This window comes from Asanoa iriomotensis (assembly GCF_016862515.1).
In the GTDB taxonomy this organism is placed as follows: Bacteria; Actinomycetota; Actinomycetes; order Mycobacteriales; family Micromonosporaceae; genus Asanoa; species Asanoa iriomotensis.
Map to the genome: position 1 here is coordinate 1 of NZ_BONC01000040.1, position 16,076 is coordinate 16,076.

Here is a 16,076-nt window from a genome sequence, read left to right on the forward strand (position 1 = left end):
GGACCCAGCACTACCGCGGGCATCGGCCGACATGCCGCCGTCGGATCCGGAACCGCCGGCATGACCGTCGGGCCCGGCGCCATTCGTGGCGTCTCCCGAAGCGGAACCGCCGCCCGCGCCACCGCCCGCCGCTGAGGCGGAGGCCGCGAACAGGTTGGCGAAGTAAGGATCCGATCCGCCCGCAGGCGGCGGCCCCGGCAGCACCGACGGCGCCGGTGCCGGGCCGCTGAGCGCGGGCGGCGCCGACGGCAGCGGCGACGGCCCGTCAACACCGGAAGACCCACCGAGCGGTGCCGGCTCCGACAGCCCAGCCGACGACGCCGCCACCACGACCGGCCCGGGATAGGCGCCAGGCGACGGCGCGGCAGCGGCCTGCCCGCCGTCCAGCGACGCCGCCGCGACCGCCGGCGTGCCGGCACCGGACCTCGACCCGCCGAAGGCAAAGGAGGGCGACGATGCCGCGCCAAGACCCACGCCCGCCGTGGCCGCGGTGCGCGCCGGCGACCACCGGCCCACCTCCTCGGCCTCGGCGGACCCGTCGTCCACCGCCGCCTCGTCGCGGACGGCGTTGCGGATCGCGTACTCCAGCGCGGCCAGCAGCAGCAGGTCGATCACCAGCGCCGGAATGGCGGCGAACTGGTAGACGGCGAACTCGAACACCCGGGTCAACAGCAGGTCGACCAACACCGCCCGCTGCAGCCACCGGTAACCCGACACCCGCCGCTTCTGCCGCAGCCGCACCAGGCCCCAGACCACGCACGCCGCCGACACCAGCGCGCTGGCACCGCCGACCGCCGTCGGCACCGGGTCGGTGAACCGGAGCGTGACATCTGCACCGGCCTCCCGCGCGAGCAGCGCCGACACGATCAGCAGGGCGAAACCGAGCGTGACCACGGTCTGCAGCAGCAGCACCACGATCGTCGTGATCATGGCGCCGCGGCGCCGCAGCGTCCGCCGGATCCGCTGCGCGACCCGCGTGCCGATCTGGCTGACGTCGTACTTCTCCGCCCGTCCCGACGGGATCTGCTGGATCAGCGCGACCGCCGCGGCCGCACCCGGCAGGTCACGGGCGGCGTTCAGACGACGCAGCGCCATCTCGCGGGAGTGGTCGGTCATCCCGTTGGTCACGCCGGCCGCGGCCGTGTTCAGGGCCGCCGAGTACAGCTCGCGCCGGCTCAGCGGCCGCCGCCCGTGCAGGGCGTGGATCCCGAGGACGAGCAGCACGATCACCACGTACATGATCGCGATGCTCGGGGTGAAGAAGTAGTCGTTGTTGCTGGTCAGGAACTTGCCGACCTCGTCGATGAACAACCCGAAGCCGACACCGGCCAGGAACGACCCGATGGGTCTGATCACCCGCCCGTTGAACGACAGCAGGCCCATCACGCCGACGGCCATCAACAGGCCGCCCCACAGTACGTGCGCGATGTGCAGCCCGCTGCCGCCCAGCTGCGGATAACCGGTAACGAACAGGGCGAATCGGATGGCGAGCACCGTCGCCACCGCGGTGACGATGAACTCCATCAGCAGGGGCACGGCATTGGCGGCTCGTGGGAGCCCCCAGCGCACCAGGCGATCGCCCACACTTCTTCGTATCAAACATGAGTGATGTTCGCTGCATTACCCGAAAAGAGCCCAAATCGCCGCCCCGAGCACGTACCCGAGGCCGTTCGTCGCCCAATGCAGCAGGGCCGGCGCGAACAGGCTCCCGGACCGCCAGCGCAGCACCGCGAGCACCACCCCGGCCAGCGCCGTCGCGGCCACCGCCGAGACCGTCACCAACGCCGTCGCGGACCCGTACACGTCGCCGACCGCCGCGTTGCGACGACCCAACCCGATCGACGGCAGCACGTGCCAGACACCGAACAGGACGGACGACACGACGGTCGCCCACACCGGCCCCCGCAGCCGGGCGACCATCCCCCAGAGCACGCCGCGGAAGCCGACCTCCTCCAGCAGCACGGTGCCGACCGGCACGCTGACCAGCGCGGCGAACAAGGCACCGCCGAACGAAAGGTGGGCGCGCTGGTCCAGGAACGCCGAACGGCCGGCCGGCACGACCAGGGCGAGCAGGTAGACGACGAGCACGAGAAGGGCGGCGACGCCACCCCACCGCAGCCCGCGCCGCCAGGTGGCCCGCGCCAAACCTAGATCTGCGGCGGTCAGGCCCGCCGCACGCGCGAGCAGGAGCAGGACCAGAACCGAAGGGACCGAGATCCACGGGTACGCGCCAGGCAGCGCGACGTTGTTGACGTAGTTCGCGACGCCGAGCACCGCGACCGCCGCCAACAACCACCGAACCCGCACGCAGACCAGTGTCGGGGGGTTGGCACTGGTCGCGCGCGGGTTCGGCGGGCTTAGCGGATCACTTCCAGTCGTGACCCCCGCGGCCCTGCCAACCGCCGCCGCCGGGACCGCCGGGGCCGAAGCCGCCGCCCGGAAGGACGCCGTTGTCGGCGGCCGCGATGATCGCGTCGGCCTGCTCCTGGGTCAGCTTGCCGTCCTTGACCGCAGTCGCGAGCCGCTCCTTGAGCTGGTCGACCCGCTCGGTCTTGGCGTCGCCGGCCAGGTCCTTCTGCACCTTGGTCAGCGCGTCGGAAACCTTCTGCTGGTCGATGCCGAGCTCCTTGGCCAGCGCCGCGGCCAGCTTCTGCTGCCGGTCCTCGCGCGCCTGCTTCGCCTTGTCCTGCCACTCCTTGCCGTGGTCCGACTTGGCGGGCGCGGACGCGGACGAGGAAGGCGCCGGTGACGGACTGTCATTGGCCGCCGCGAAGGCCGGCACGCTGACGCCGATCGCCAGAACGCCGGCAGCACCGGCGCCGAGCAGCGCAAACTTCCTGGGTACTCGCATGGGTCTCGCTCCAAGTTGTAGGGGACTCGGAGCACTCTGCGTTATCCCGCTGAGGGCAACATTGAGATCAGCTATGAATTTCCTGGCAAATACGGACAAGCAGCTATGTGCCCACGGTGATCTCGATCCGCCACCGGTCGAGCGTGCCCGCGTCGTCCGGTGACGCGTCCGTCACCCGCAGCAACCACTCCCCCGCGACCGGCTGCCCGACCATCGGCGCCAGCGCCGACGGCGGCTCGGTGTCGAGCTCGAGGTGCAGGTTGCGGCCGGTGCGGACCCGGTCGTGCAGCACCGCCCGGCGCCCGGTCGGCGAGAGCAGCACGATCCGCAGGTCGCCGGCGAACGGGTGGGTGATGTCAGCCTCGAACGTCATCGACCGGACGGTGCCCGGCGAGTCGAACGTGATCGTGTCGGCCACGCCGCCGGAACCGCCGTCGGGAATGGAGACCCGCGGCTCGGACTTGCCGACCACCGTCGCACCGGCGTCGCCGACCTCGCCGACCTGGAAGCTGATCACCGGGCCGGGCGCACTGACGTCGGAGATGGTCAAGCCGGACTCACTGCCGTCCCAGCGCCTGGTCGCCGGCCGCGTGCCGTGCGACACCGCCGTGCCCTCGACCCGGCCGAACAGGTCGCCGCCGTCGCCCTGGTTGGTGTTGGACTCGAGGTCGAGGTGGCCGTCGGCCTGGAGCACCGCGCACTGGTAGTGCTGCTCGCGCGTGCCCTGCTGGAACTCGTTGGAGCCCCGAACGTCGCAGTGGTAGACGGCCAGCCCGCTGGACGGCAGGTATTGGTCGAACCCGGCCCGCGACCGGTTCTCGACCAGGAAGTATTCGTTGTCGAGCCCGGTCGACCAGCGCAGCACCGTGTCGTAGTCGCCCTGCTTGGCCTCGAACCGCCCGCCGACGTTGAGGTCGACCTCGGTGCCCGCCCAGCCGACCAGGTGGCGGAGGTAGGCGGAGACCGGTGCCGGCGTGCGCCCCCGGTCGAGGTGGTTCCCGGCGCCCATCACGCAGTACATGCCGACCCCGGCGCTCTTGAAGTCGTCACCCTCGCGCTCGGCGAGGCCGTAGTCGTAGAGGTCCGGGAACCGGCAGAGCATGTGGCCGGCCTCGTGGCAGAACGTGCCGATGCTGAGGTCCTCGGCCCGCCGGCCGGCGCTGGTGACGATGTAGAGCTCCGTGCGCACGCCGTTGTATTCCTTGCGGTGCACGAAGTTGTGTGGCCACAGGTCGCCTTTGTATTCGGTCTGGCCGGCGTACATGATGCACAGCGAGTCGACGATGCCCTCGCCCAGCGAGTCGAACCGCGACAGGTCGACCCCGGAGTCGACCGCGAGCTGGATCGCCTCGGGCACCAGCAGGCCCTCGGTGTTGGCGTAGGCCAACCGCGGGCGGCTCATCCGGAACGGACCGACCACCACGTTGCCGAAGTCGAGCCGCCCGGTCGACATCGACTGGAAGTAGTTGCGCACCGAGCCCGCGTTGCCGCCGCCGGCGTAGCCGGTGCCGTTGAGCAGCGCGTCGACCTCGGCGGTGCCGACCGCGGCCGCGGTGTCCGGGAAGTCGACCAGGATCGTCAGCCCCGTGACCGTGCCCGAGCTGAGACGCCGCCCCGGCAGCAGCCCACCGCTGGGCCCGAAGGTCAGGAACTTCTCGCGCCCGCCGGCCGCCTCCCCCGGCGGCACCATCGCCTCGTGCCGGGCCTTCACCCGGTTGTTGCGCACCTCGGCGGCCTCGTGCAGGTGGCGTTGGACACCGGACGGGGGCGGGCCGGCGTCGACCCGGGTGCCGGTCGACGCGAACTCGCCCGCGTCCACGTCGGCGTAGCAGTAGGCGCCTTCGGCCTCGTCGTAGACAGCGGTGTAGCCGTCCGCCGTCTCGTAGCGCGCGTACATCTCGTCGCCGAGCACCACCAGGGGCACGTCGTCGCCCTCGCGCTGCTGGAAACGCAGGGTCTCACCGAAGATCGCACTCACCGGACACCGCCTTCACCCGTGGACGGACCGACGCTAGACCTGGGCGGACGGGACGGCAGTCACGGATCGGACATCGTGACACGGTCGAGGACGGAAACGCTGTACCCCCGCGCCCCCTGCGCGCCGGCACCCTGCCGCTAAGGTTGCGCGGGGTGGAGGGCACGGTCTTCCCCTGGCGGGGCGTAACACCTCGCAACACGGGGTACGGAGGCATGATGCTCAATCCCGGAGACGCGCTTGGCGGGCGCTACCGGCTGGAGGAGCCCATCGCCAGTGGCGGCATGGGTGAGGTTTGGCGTGCCATCGACCAGGTCCTCGGCCGCACCGTCGCCGTGAAGGTGCTGCATCCCCGCGCCGTCGGCGACCCCGGCTTCAGCGCCCGCTTCCGCGGCGAGGCGCGCACCATGGCAACCCTCCGCCACCCCGGCGTCGTCGACGTCTACGACTACGGCGAGGGCACCGACCCTGACGACAAGCCGGTCGCGTACCTGGTGATGGGCTTCGTCGACGGCCAGCCGCTGTCCCAGCGGATCAAGGAGCAGGAGCGGCTCAGCTCGGCCGAGACCATGGCGATCGTGGCGCAGACCGCCCACGCGCTGCAGGCCGCCCACGAGGCCGGCGTCGTGCACCGGGACGTCAAGCCGGGCAACCTGATCGTCCGGCCGGACGGCCAGGTCGTGCTGGTCGACTTCGGTGTCGCCCGGTCCGCCGAGGCGGCCAGCCTGACCGGCGTCGACGAGTTGGTCGGCACCGCGCTCTACATGGCGCCCGAGCAGGTCGCCAAGAGCAAGATCACGCCGTCCACCGACATCTACGCGCTGGGCGCGGTCGCGTACCACTGCCTGGCCGGGCATCCGCCGTTCATGGGGGACAACGCGCTGACCATCGCCCTGTCGCACCTCGACGAGGAGCCGCCGCCGCTGCCGGACGAGGTGCCGCCCGCGGTGCGCACCGTCGTGGCGACCGCGATGGCCAAGGAGCCCGCCGACCGGTTCAAGAACGCGGCGGCGATGGCCCAGATCGCCGAGGCCGCCATGGGCCCGTCGCCGTCCGAGACCGCCACGGCGTTGCACCGGACGGCCGCGACCGCGCTGCTCGCCGGTGGACCGGCGACGACCAGGCCACGGCCCGGGTACGCGCCCGGATCGGCCGGCGTCGGCCTCCGCGACACGTTCGCCGGCAGTGACCCACGATCGGCCGGCACCGGCACGGTCCCGGCGGCACCGCCGGGTGCACCGGGGCCCGGCCGCCGCAAGCGGCTGAGCACCACCCACCGGGCCGGCATCGTCGCCGCGGCCCTGATCGGCGTCGCCGCGGTGGTCATGGTGATCGCGTTGATGAACCCGGGCAACAACCAGCCGAGCGGCACCGACCTGCCGTCGCAGCCGGCCGCGCCGACCGAGGCGACCGAGGAGGTCCCCACGGTTTCGCCGGGGCCGTCGCTGACCAGCCCGGCGCGGACGCGGAGCAGCTCGCCCCGCAACAACCCCCCGCCGCCGACCACGAAGCCGACCACCCCGGCCAGCCCGACGCCGGACGAGGACGAAGACCCGCCGACCACGCAGCCGCCGACGAACCCCCCGACGAACCCACCGACGAACCCGCCGACCGAGGAGCCGACCAACCCGCCCGCGGGGTAGGAACGGCAAGTTCGGTTTGCAAGTTGCGCCTGGTCAGAACCCGTTTGGGCTCGTTTGATCGGCGTCACCGACCGGCCGTGCGGACGCGATCGGGCGACTTACTGCCATCGCTGCGGCGGCCTACTGTGACGGTGAACGCCGGGTGAATAGCCTGTTCACCGATGGGAACCGATTCGACGCAGGAGCCCGCGGTCACCCGCGGGCTCTTGAATGGACGTGTCCACTGCGGCACCTGCGGCGCCGAGATGACCGCCGAGACGATCCGGGGGCTCCGGCGGTACATCTGCCGGTGCAGCCGGGCCGTGCCCGCCGACGAGCTCGACGTCCTGGTGCTCGGCCGGGTCTACGACCGGCGACGGTCGACCGGCCGGGCCGACCCGGTGCGCCTCTGCGACGAGGCCCACCTGGTCGACACCTACCTGCGCGGTGTCACCGTGGGTGCCGACTGGACCCGGCCGGTGATCCGCTGGGCCGAGGTCGCCCCTACCGCGACGGCTGCGGAAGGTCGCAGTCGACCTTCGGGTTGACGCCGAAGTAGTTCAGCGGCCCGGCGATGATCGTGACGATCGTGTTGCTGGCCTCGGCGCAGTTGGTGTCGTCGTTGCTGAAGTAGCCGCGCTGCCCCGCCGCGATGGCGCCGATGACGAGCCAGATCACGACTATCAATCCACCGATCCCGGTCGTGCGCACAGTTCCTCCCAGGTCCACTGTTCCCGCGTTGCGCGGGTGTGGCCTGATACCCGATCTATGCGGTGCGGCAAACGCGAGCCCGGTTACAGCCGCTCGTAGGCACCCAGGGTCAGGAACTCCGGCATCGTCTCGCCGAGGGTGACCTCGGTGAACACGGCCTTCGTCTCGTCCGGGCGGCCCTTGTGCCAGACGTCCTCGCCGACCTCGACGCGGATCTTCGCCATCTCCTCGTCCAGCACGGAAGACACAAGCGACCGGGTCACCGTGCGGCCGTCGTCGAGGGTCGCGCCGTGCCGGATCCACTGCCATAGCTGCGATCGGGCGATCTCGGCGGTGGCCGCGTCCTCCATCAGGTTGTTGATGCCGGCCGCGCCGCGCCCGGAGAGCCAGAACGAGATGTAGCGGAACCCGACGCTGACGTCGTTGCGCAGCCCGGCCTCGGTGACCGCGCCCGGTGTGGCGGCCGCGTCGAGCAGCTCGCCGGCCTTGACCGCGACGTCGTCGCGCTGCCGGTCGATCTGGTTCGGCTTGTCGCCGAGCACCGCGTCGAACTCCTCGGTCGCGACCGGCACCAGGTCGGGGTGGGCGACCCAGGTGCCGTCGAAACCGGCACCGGCCTCGCGCCGCTTGTCGGCCCGGACCGCGTCGACCGCGCGCGCGTTGGCGGCCGCGTCGGTGCGCGACGGGATCAGCGCCGCCATGCCGCCCATCGCGAACGCGCCGCGCCTGTGACAGGTGGCCACGAGCAGCTCGGTGTACGCGCGCATGAACGGCGCCGTCATCGTCACCGAGAGCCGGTCGGGCAGGACGAACGCGGGGTTGTCCCGGTAGGACTTGATCATCGAGAAGATGTAGTCCCAGCGGCCGGCGTTCAGGCCGTACGAGTGGTCGCGCAGCTCGAAGAGGATCTCGTCCATCTGGAACGCGGCGGGCAGCGTCTCGATCAGCACGGTGGCGCGGAACGTGCCGTGCGGCAGCCCGAGCGCCTGCTGCGTGAACACGAACACCTCGTTCCACAGCCGGGCCTCGAGGTGGTGCTCCATCTTGGGCAGGTAGAGGTAGGGCGCCTTGCCCCGGTCGAGCAACGCCTGCGCGTTGTGGAACGCGAACAGCCCGAAGTCGACCAGCGAGCCCGACGCGCGGTCGCCGGAAGCCGAGACCAGGTGCTTCTCCGGCAGGTGCCACCCGCGCGGCCGGACCAGCAGCGTCGCGACCTGTTCCCGCAGCGCGTAGTGCCGCCCGTCCGAGGAGTCGTAGGTGATCGCACCGCGTACCGCGTCGACGAGGTTGACCTGCCCTTCGACCTGGTTGCTCCAGGTCGGGCTGTTGGCGTCCTCGAAGTCGGCCATGAACCCCTTGGCGCCCGAGTTGAGCGCGTTGATGACCAGTTTGCGGTCGGTCGGCCCGGTGATCTCCACCCGGCGGTCGGCGTAGTCGGGCCGGGGCGGCACGACCCGCCAGTCGCCGCCGCGCACCTCCGCCGTCTCCGGCAGGAAGTCGGCCGGCGCGGGCCGGTCGCGGCGGGCCTCGACCAGCGAGCGGCGCCGCGCGTCGAACCGGTCGTGCAGCTCACCGAGGAACGCCAACGCCTCGGCGGAGAGGATCTCGGCGCGGCCGCGCTCGCTCAGGTCGGAATGGTCGACGGGGCGCAGCGTCATGGCGCGACTCCTCGGATGGATGCGTCCAGCAAGGTCATCGGATGGTAGATCGGAACGGTACGGTCGCGGCCGAGGTGCGCGGTGATCTGCAACGCACAGCCGGGGTTGGCGGCGGCGATCGCGTCGGCGCCGGTGGCGGCGAGGTTGTCGGCCTTGCGCTTGCCGAGCGTGGCGGCGGCGTCCGGCTGGAGCAGGTTGTAGATGCCGGCCGAGCCGCAGCACAGCTCCCATTCCCGGGGTTCGACCAGCGTGACGCCGGGTATGCCGCGCAGCAGCGCCCGCGGCGGGATCCGCACGCCCTGCGCGTGTGCCAGGTGGCAGGCGTCGTGGTACGCGATCCGCAGCTCCACCGGATGCCGGGTGGCCTGCGCCGGGTGGGCGTCGAGCAACTCGTGCACGTCGCGCACCTTGGCCGAGAACGCCGCCGCCCGCGAGGCCCAGGCCGGGTCGTCGGCCAGCAGATGCCCGTAGTCCTTCATCGCCGAGCCGCAGCCGGCCACGTTGACGGCGATCGCGTCGAAGCCCTCGTAGGCGGCGATCGTCTCCCGCGCCAGTTTCAGCGCTTCGGGCTCCAGCCCGGAGTGCAGCGGCAGCGCGCCGCAGCAGCGCGGCCGGCGGGGAGCGTGCACCTCCCAGCCCTCGGCGGCCAGCACGCGGACCGTCGCGGCGTTCACGTCGCCGTAGAACACCCGCTGCACGCAGCCCTGCATGAACGCCACCGCGCCGCGCGGCTCGACACCGGTCGCGGCCGGCGTGACCACCGCGAGCTGCTGGGTCGCGGCCCGCATCGGGACCTTGGGAGCGAGAGCGAGGAGAGCGCCGATCCGGGTACGCAGCGCGCGGTCACCGAACAACGACGCCAGCCGCAGCCGCCCCTGCGCCGCGATCGCCGGCACCATCGCCCGCAGCCGCCCGGGGTGGGTGAACAGGGCGAAGATGGCCGCCCGGTGCAGCCGCTCGGTGCGCGACCGCAACGGGCTGCGCTCGAGCTGCGGCCGCACCTGCTCGATGAGCTTGTCGTATTGCACGCCCGACGGACACGCGGTCACGCAGGCCATGCAGCCCAGGCACCGGTCGAAATGCTCCACCATGGACGCCGACAGGGCATCCTCGTGACCGACCCGCATCAGCAGGATCCGGCCGCGCGGCGAGTCCATCTCGTTCTCGAACACCGCATAGCTCGGGCAGGTGGGCAGGCAGAAACCACAGTGGACACAGTCCTTGATGAGCTCCGGGTCCGGCGGGCGGCGGGCGTCCCACGCGGTGTCGGTCATCAGATGCCTCCCACGTAGGTGCCGGGCCGGAACATGCCCGCGGGATCGAACCGGGCCTTCACGCTGCGCATCAGCGCGAGGGTGCCCGGGTCGGGGGCCGTCCAGGGCCCCTCGACCAGCCGGGCACCGTCGAGCACGACGGTCGGGCGCGGCGCCAGCGCCGCCCGCGCCGCGGTCACCCGGGCGGCGAGGTCGTCGCCGGCCGGGAAGCACAGGTAGGAGACGCCGAGCGCGGCCCGGGAGACGACCGTGGCGTCGCCGGCCGCGGCGATCACGGCCGGCAGGTCGGTCGGCAGGGCGGAGACCTTGACCACCGCCGGGCCGCGCTGTGCGGAGCGCTGCGCGGCCCAGATCGACTCGTCGTCGACGACCACGTCGGTGTCCACGTCGTGCAGCAGTTTCGCCGCATCGGCGGCGCGGGCGGCCGCGGTCACGCCGCCGAACCGGACGAGCAGCCGGCCGGTGCCGCCGGCCCAGGACACGTCGAGCGCCATCGCCTCCAGCGGGTGGCGGGACATGGCGAGCACCGCGGCGGTCAGCGCGGCCGGGTCGGCGATGGCGGCGACCAGGGTGGCGGTGCGGGCCGGCAACGGGTGCAGCCGTAGCGCCACCTGGGTGACCAGGCCGAGCGTCCCGTACGAGCCGGCGAACAGCTTGCCGAGGTCGTATCCGGCGACGTTCTTGATGACCGTGCCACCGGAGCGGGCGACCGTGCCGTCGGAGAGCACGACGGTGATGCCGATGACCAGGTCGCGGACGCCGCCGTAGCGGTGCCGGGCCGGGCCCGAGTCGGCCGTGGCGACCAGCCCGCCGATCGTGCCGCCCCGGTCCGGCGGGTCGAGCGCCAGCCACTGGCCCTCCCGGCCCAGGTGCCGCTGCAGCTCCGCGAACGGGACGCCGGCCTGGACGATCGCGGTGAAGTCGCCGGGGTTGTGCGCGACGATCCGGTCCAACCCTCCGGTGTGGACGGTTACCGCCCCGGGCGCGTCCGGACCGCCCCACTCCGCGCGGCTGCCCGCCCCCAATGGCCGTACCGGTGAAGAAAGCTCGGCGAGCGCGGACGCCGCCTCCTCCGTCGAAGCGGGACGCACCGCGGACGCCGTCGTCATCAGAACCGCTCCGCGAGGCCGGCCGCTTCGAGGGGATGCTGGCGATAGACGCCCGGCACCTCGCCGCAGAGCCGGGGTGTCGGCATCACCTTGCCCGGGTTGGCGCGCCCGTCCGGGTCGAACGCGCAGCGCAGCCGCTGGAACGCGGCCAGGTCGCCCTCGCCGAACATCTTGGCCATGTGCTTGCGCTTGTCGACGCCGACGCCGTGCTCGCCGGTGATCGAGCCGCCGGCCTCCAGGCAGATGTCGAGGATCCGCCCGGCCAGCTCCTCGGCCCGGGCCGCCTGCCCCTCGACGGCCGCGTCGAAGCAGACCAGCGGATGCAGGTTGCCGTCGCCGGCGTGGAAGACGTTGGCGACGGTCAGGCCGTACTCGGCGGCCAGCTCGTCGATCCGGACCAGCACGTCCGGCAGCGTGGTGCGCGGCACGACGCCGTCCTGCACGAAGTAGTTGGGCGAGATCCGGCCCATCGCGGGGAACGCCGCCTTGCGGGTCTTCCAGAACAGCGCCCGCTCGGCCTCGTCGCGGCTGACCCGCACGTCGTCGGAGCCCTGCTCCGCACAGATCGAGGTGACCTGCGTGAACTGCGCGTCACACTCGGCCTCGGCGCCGTCGAGCTCGACCAGCAGCGCCGCGCCCCGGCCCACCGGATAGCCGGCGTGGGCCATCGCCTCCGCCGCCCGGATCGTGGTCGCGTCCATCATCTCGATCGCGCCCGGCACGATGCCCGCCTGCACGATCGCCGAGACCGCCTCACCGGCCTGCCGGGTCGAGTCGAAGAACGCGACGAGGGTACGGGTCGCCTCGGGCACCGGCACCACGCGCAGCCAGATCTTCGTGGCCACCCCGAGCGTGCCCTCGGAGCCGACGAACGCGCCCAGCAGGTCGTACCCGGGCGGGTCCAGCTCCTTGCCCCCGATGGTGACCAGCGTGCCGTCGGCCAGCACCACCTCGAGCCCGGTCACGTAGTTCGTGGTGAAGCCGTATTTGAAGCAGTGCGCGCCGCCGGAGTTCTCCGCGACGTTGCCGCCGATCGTGCAGACGATCTGGCTGGACGGGTCGGGCGGGTAGAAGAAGTCCGGCGCGACCGCGGTGGAGACGGCGGCGTTGGTGACGCCGGGCTCGACGCAGACGCGGCCGTTGTCGAGGTCGACCTCGAGGATCCGGTTGAGCCGCGACAGCACGATCAGCACGCCGTCCTTGACCGGCAGCGCGCCGCCGGACAGGCCGGAACCCGCGCCCCGGGCGACCCAGGGCACGCCCGCCTCCGCGCACGCGGCGACGCACGCGCGCACCTGCTCGCCCGTGCCGGGCAGCACGGCCAGGCGCGGGACCTGCTGGTATTGCAGGAGGCCGTCGGACTCGTAGGTGCGCAGCTCGTGTTCGTCGAGCAGCAGCCAGCGGTCGCCGACCACGCGACGGAGCCGCTCCACCAGTTCGTGCCCGTCCATCCCTCTGACCTTACGCCCGCACGGCGGTGATCGCGCCTGTTGCGATGACCACCATCCATGGACGACGATGGATCTCTGTCCCGGGGGCTCTTCCACGTAAGGAGGCGCCATGGATCAAACGTTCGACGTCCGTCCCGATTCACCCGGATCTGCGCAGCTCGGCGTCAGCCGGCCACCGCTCGCCGTCGCCGACCTGCCCGACCCGGAGGAGGTGTTCGGGGTCCGCAAGATCGGGCCCCGCGAGCTCTTTCAATATGCGGTGGGGCCGAGCCTGATCGCGCTCGGCATCTCGATCGGCAGCGGGGAGTGGCTGCTCGGGCCGCAGGCCGTCGGCCAGTACGGTTTCGTCGGCGTCGGCTGGGTCATCCTGGTCTCCGCCGTGCTGCAGACGTTCTACAACGTGGAGTGCTCGCGCTACGTGCTGGCGACCGGCGAGGCGCCGGTGGTCGGCTGGGGCCGGGTGCCGCCCGGCTTCAAGCTCTGGGTGCCGCTGTCCGTCTTCGTCATCATCTTCGCGTTCATCGCGGGCGGCTGGGCGGCCGCGGCCGGGCAGGGCGTCTACGCGCTCGTGCACGGCGTCGTGCCACCCGCGGGGGCCGAGGAGCCGCGGATCTGGGCGATCGCCCTGCTCCTGCTGGTCTTCCTGATCACCGTGGCGGCCAAGCGGATCAGCCGGGCGCTCGAGCTGGCCAACTGGCTGATGGTCAGCGCGATCCTGGTCGGGCTGCTGCTGATCGACCTGTTCGTGGTGCCGTTCGACCTGTGGTGGGAGGGCATCCGCGGCTTCTTCACCCCGGCGGCTCCGCCCGCGGGCATCACCGCCACCCAGCTCGGCGGCCTGGCCGGCTTCACGGCGCTGGCCTCCGGGCTCAACTGGTACGTGATGGGCCACTACCGCGACAAGGGCTACGGCATGGGCTTCCGCACGGGCTACATCTCGGGCCTGCGCGGTGACCGCAAGGAGCTGCTGGCCAGCGGCGTCACGTTCCCCGACGACGCGGCCAACACGGCGCGGTGGAAGCGCTGGTACCGGCTGCTGCTCACCGACATGTGGGGCGTCTTCTTCATCGGCGCGATGCTCGGCATGCTGCTGCCGACGATCCTGATGGCGCACGCCGTCGAGATCTCCGGCGAGCGGCCGACGGCCGCCTCGGTGCCGACGTTCGTGGCCTCGGCCCTGGACGCCGAATACGGCCGGTGGATGTTCTACCTCGCACTGATCCTCGGCGTGCTGGTGCTGTTCAGCACGCAGCTCGGCATCTTCGAGGGCATGGTCCGGGTGACCACCGACGCCGCGCACGCCACGAGCCCGCGGCTGCGTCGCCTGCTGGAGGGCGACCCGCGCCGGTTCTACTACCCGTTCATGCTGGTGCTGCTGGTGATCATCGCGGTGATCCTGCACCTCGCGGTGCCGGTCAACCTCGTGCAGTGGTCGGCCAACATGTCCAACCTCGGCGCGCTGATCTATCCGTTCATGCTGATGTATCTCAACGCCCGGCTGCCCAAGGCGGCCCGGCCGCGGCCGTGGCACTACGTGCTGCTGGGCATCAACGTCGTCTTCTTCGGGTTCTTCTTCGTCAACTTCATCGCCGACTTCTTCGGCGACCCCCTCGTCGTGTTCTGACCGTCTCCACCCCCGGGAGCGGCGACCGGCGGACCGTCAACCCACGACGGTGCGCCGGTCGTCGGCGCCGCGCGCGGTCGCGCCGCGCCGATCGAGCAGTTCGAGCAGGGGTACGGCGACGCGCCGGGTCGTGTCGAGGGCCTGGCGGGCTTCGCTGAGCGTGAACGGCTGCGGCAGGGCGCGCAGCACGTCGACCGCCCGGGTCACCGAGGCCGGCGGGAGGACGATGCCGTCAGCGATCTTCACCAGCGCACCGGCACGGACGGCGGCGGCCAGCTCGCGCGGGCCGAGGCCGAGGGTGCGCAGGCGGTCGGCGTCGGGCGCGTGGAACGGGCGGTCGCGCAGGTCGCCGTCGAGCTGGTCGAGGGCCCGCTGGATGGGTGCGGGCACGGCCGGGCCGCCGGGGCGGACGACCCGGCCGTCACGGGTGGTCAACGGTTTCGTTACGAGGGCCTCGACCAGCGAACGGTCGGGCAGGCCGAGCGTGCGGCGGAGCGCCTCGACCGGCATGCCGGGCTCCAGCGGGTGTGCCGCCGCGTAGCGGTCGACCTCCTGTTGCAGGCGTGTCCCGAGGCGCGCCCAGAGCGCCGGATCGGCGTGCCAGTCATCGGCGGCCGGTTGCCCGGTCGGTGGGGCGCCGAGGGTGCGCAGGTCCGCGCCGGTGAGCAGGCCGCGGCGGCGCAGCTCGTCGGCCGCGTCGGGGCGTCCGTCCATCGTGGTCAGTTCGGTGGCCCGGGTCGTGGCGGCGCCCCGGCGGCGCAGGGCCGGCGGCAGCGGGTCCAGCACGGTCACACCGCCGGCGACGTGGTGCCGGCCCGGGTCGCGCAGCAGCGCGCGGTCCCCGATCCGCAGCGGCAGCGGGCGGCGCAGGCGCAGCCGGGCGGTGTCCTTGCCGAGCGGGCGGACCCCGGCGGCCACCGCCGCCGAGCCGACGTGGAAGACCAGCTCGGCCGGCAGGTCCGCGACCGGGTCGCCGTGGACGCGGACGTCGACCAGGTCGGTGTGCCGGAACGCGCCCGGGGTGAGCAGGGCGTCGCCGCGGCCGACGGCGTCCTTGGGCACGTTGCGCAGGTTGACCGCGACCCGGGCCACGGCGGCCACCCGGTCGGCCGGGCGGCCGAGGGACTGCAGGCTCCGGACCCGCACGTCGCGGTCTCCCAACGCCAGCGAGTCGCCGGCGCGCAGCGTGCCCGCGCCCAGCGTGCCGGTGACCACCGTGCCGCTGCCCTGGATCGTGAACGCGCGGTCGACCCAGAGGCGCACCGGCGCGGCCGGGTCCGCCGGCGGCAGGGCGCCGACCAGCCGGTCGAGGGCGGCCCGCAGGTCGTCGAGGCCGGCGCCGGTCGCGCCGCTGACCGCGACGGCCTCGACGGTGCCGAGCGAGCTGCGGGCGATCTCGGCCCGGGCCTCCGTCGCCGCGTCCAACGGGTCGGCGAGGTCGCAGCGGGTGACGACGAGCAGCCCGTGGCTGACGCCGAGCGCGTCGAGGGCGGCCAGGTGCTCGGCTGACTGTGGCTTCCAGCCCTCGTCGGCGGCGACGACCAGCATCGCGGCCGGCACCGGCCCGACGCCGGCGAGCATGTTGGGCACGAAGCGCTCGTGGCCTGGCACGTCGACGAACGCGAGCGTGGCGCCCGAGGGCAGGTCGGTCCACGCGTACCCGAGGTCGATGGTCATGCCGCGCCGCCGCTCCTCGGCCCAGCGGTCGGGCTCCATGCCGGTGAGCGCGCGGACCAGAGTCGACTTGCCGTGGTCGACATGACCCGCCGTGGCGACGACGTGCACCACGCAACTCTGCCAC

13 protein-coding genes are annotated in these 16,076 nt (G+C 72.5%); 3 read left to right on the forward strand and 10 right to left on the reverse strand.

What is annotated here, in order from left to right; genetic code table 11:
* From Air01nite_RS25370 to Air01nite_RS25385, 4 genes are all read right to left on the reverse strand, one after another.
* Window positions 1-1,584, reverse strand: a 1,584-nt coding sequence (locus Air01nite_RS25370; protein ID WP_203705782.1) for a hypothetical protein, incomplete at its 3' end; no start/stop codon positions are given.
* A gap of 36 nt (window positions 1,585-1,620) precedes the next feature.
* On the reverse strand, window positions 1,621-2,307 hold the full coding sequence (locus Air01nite_RS25375) for a CPBP family intramembrane glutamic endopeptidase (protein WP_203705783.1): 687 nt from the start codon (window positions 2,305-2,307) through the stop codon (window positions 1,621-1,623).
* 58 nt (window positions 2,308-2,365) lie between these two features.
* Window positions 2,366-2,851 (reverse strand): hypothetical protein, encoded by a 486-nt coding sequence (locus Air01nite_RS25380; RefSeq protein ID WP_203705784.1) that lies wholly within the window; start codon window positions 2,849-2,851, stop codon window positions 2,366-2,368.
* A gap of 103 nt (window positions 2,852-2,954) precedes the next feature.
* Window positions 2,955-4,829 (reverse strand): M6 family metalloprotease domain-containing protein, encoded by a 1,875-nt coding sequence (locus tag Air01nite_RS25385; RefSeq protein ID WP_203705785.1) that lies wholly within the window; start codon window positions 4,827-4,829, stop codon window positions 2,955-2,957.
* A gap of 215 nt (window positions 4,830-5,044) precedes the next feature.
* On the opposite strand from Air01nite_RS25385, the gene Air01nite_RS25390 reads away from it, so the two are divergent.
* Both Air01nite_RS25390 and Air01nite_RS25395 read left to right on the forward strand, forming a co-directional pair.
* Window positions 5,045-6,469 carry a serine/threonine-protein kinase gene (locus tag Air01nite_RS25390; protein WP_203705786.1) on the forward strand — a complete coding sequence of 475 codons (1,425 nt, stop codon included), beginning with the start codon at window positions 5,045-5,047 and terminating at the stop codon, window positions 6,467-6,469.
* A 161-nt stretch (window positions 6,470-6,630) separates the two neighbouring features.
* Complete coding sequence (locus tag Air01nite_RS25395; protein WP_203705787.1) at window positions 6,631-6,996, forward strand: zinc ribbon domain-containing protein; 366 nt, start codon at window positions 6,631-6,633, stop codon at window positions 6,994-6,996.
* On the opposite strand, the gene Air01nite_RS25400 is transcribed toward Air01nite_RS25395, so the two are convergent.
* From Air01nite_RS25400 to Air01nite_RS25420, 5 genes are all read right to left on the reverse strand, one after another.
* Complete coding sequence (locus Air01nite_RS25400; protein WP_203705788.1) at window positions 6,953-7,159, reverse strand: hypothetical protein; 207 nt, start codon at window positions 7,157-7,159, stop codon at window positions 6,953-6,955. The two genes, Air01nite_RS25395 and Air01nite_RS25400, sit on opposite strands and share 44 nt — an antisense overlap.
* A gap of 83 nt (window positions 7,160-7,242) precedes the next feature.
* The gene (aceB, locus tag Air01nite_RS25405) at window positions 7,243-8,817 is read right to left on the reverse strand and encodes a malate synthase A (protein WP_203705789.1); all 1,575 of its coding nucleotides are present in this window, start codon (window positions 8,815-8,817) and stop codon (window positions 7,243-7,245) included.
* Window positions 8,814-10,091, reverse strand: a complete 1,278-nt coding sequence (locus Air01nite_RS25410) for a (Fe-S)-binding protein (RefSeq protein ID WP_203705791.1) — start codon at window positions 10,089-10,091, stop codon at window positions 8,814-8,816. The genes aceB and Air01nite_RS25410 overlap by 4 nt, the downstream gene beginning before the upstream one ends.
* Entirely contained in the window at window positions 10,091-11,200 is a 1,110-nt protein-coding gene (locus Air01nite_RS25415) for an FAD-binding oxidoreductase (protein WP_203705792.1), read from the reverse strand. The genes Air01nite_RS25410 and Air01nite_RS25415 overlap by 1 nt, the downstream gene beginning before the upstream one ends.
* Entirely contained in the window at window positions 11,200-12,651 is a 1,452-nt protein-coding gene (locus Air01nite_RS25420) for an FAD-linked oxidase C-terminal domain-containing protein (RefSeq protein ID WP_203705793.1), read from the reverse strand. The genes Air01nite_RS25415 and Air01nite_RS25420 overlap by 1 nt, the downstream gene beginning before the upstream one ends.
* Window positions 12,652-12,760: 109 nt before the next feature.
* On the opposite strand from Air01nite_RS25420, the gene Air01nite_RS25425 reads away from it, so the two are divergent.
* Complete coding sequence (locus Air01nite_RS25425; protein WP_203705794.1) at window positions 12,761-14,275, forward strand: Nramp family divalent metal transporter; 1,515 nt, start codon at window positions 12,761-12,763, stop codon at window positions 14,273-14,275.
* Between the two features lie 36 nt (window positions 14,276-14,311).
* On the opposite strand, the gene selB is transcribed toward Air01nite_RS25425, so the two are convergent.
* On the reverse strand, window positions 14,312-16,060 hold the full coding sequence (gene selB / locus Air01nite_RS25430) for a selenocysteine-specific translation elongation factor (RefSeq protein ID WP_203705795.1): 1,749 nt from the start codon (window positions 16,058-16,060) through the stop codon (window positions 14,312-14,314).
* Window positions 16,061-16,076: the final 16 nt, after the last annotated feature.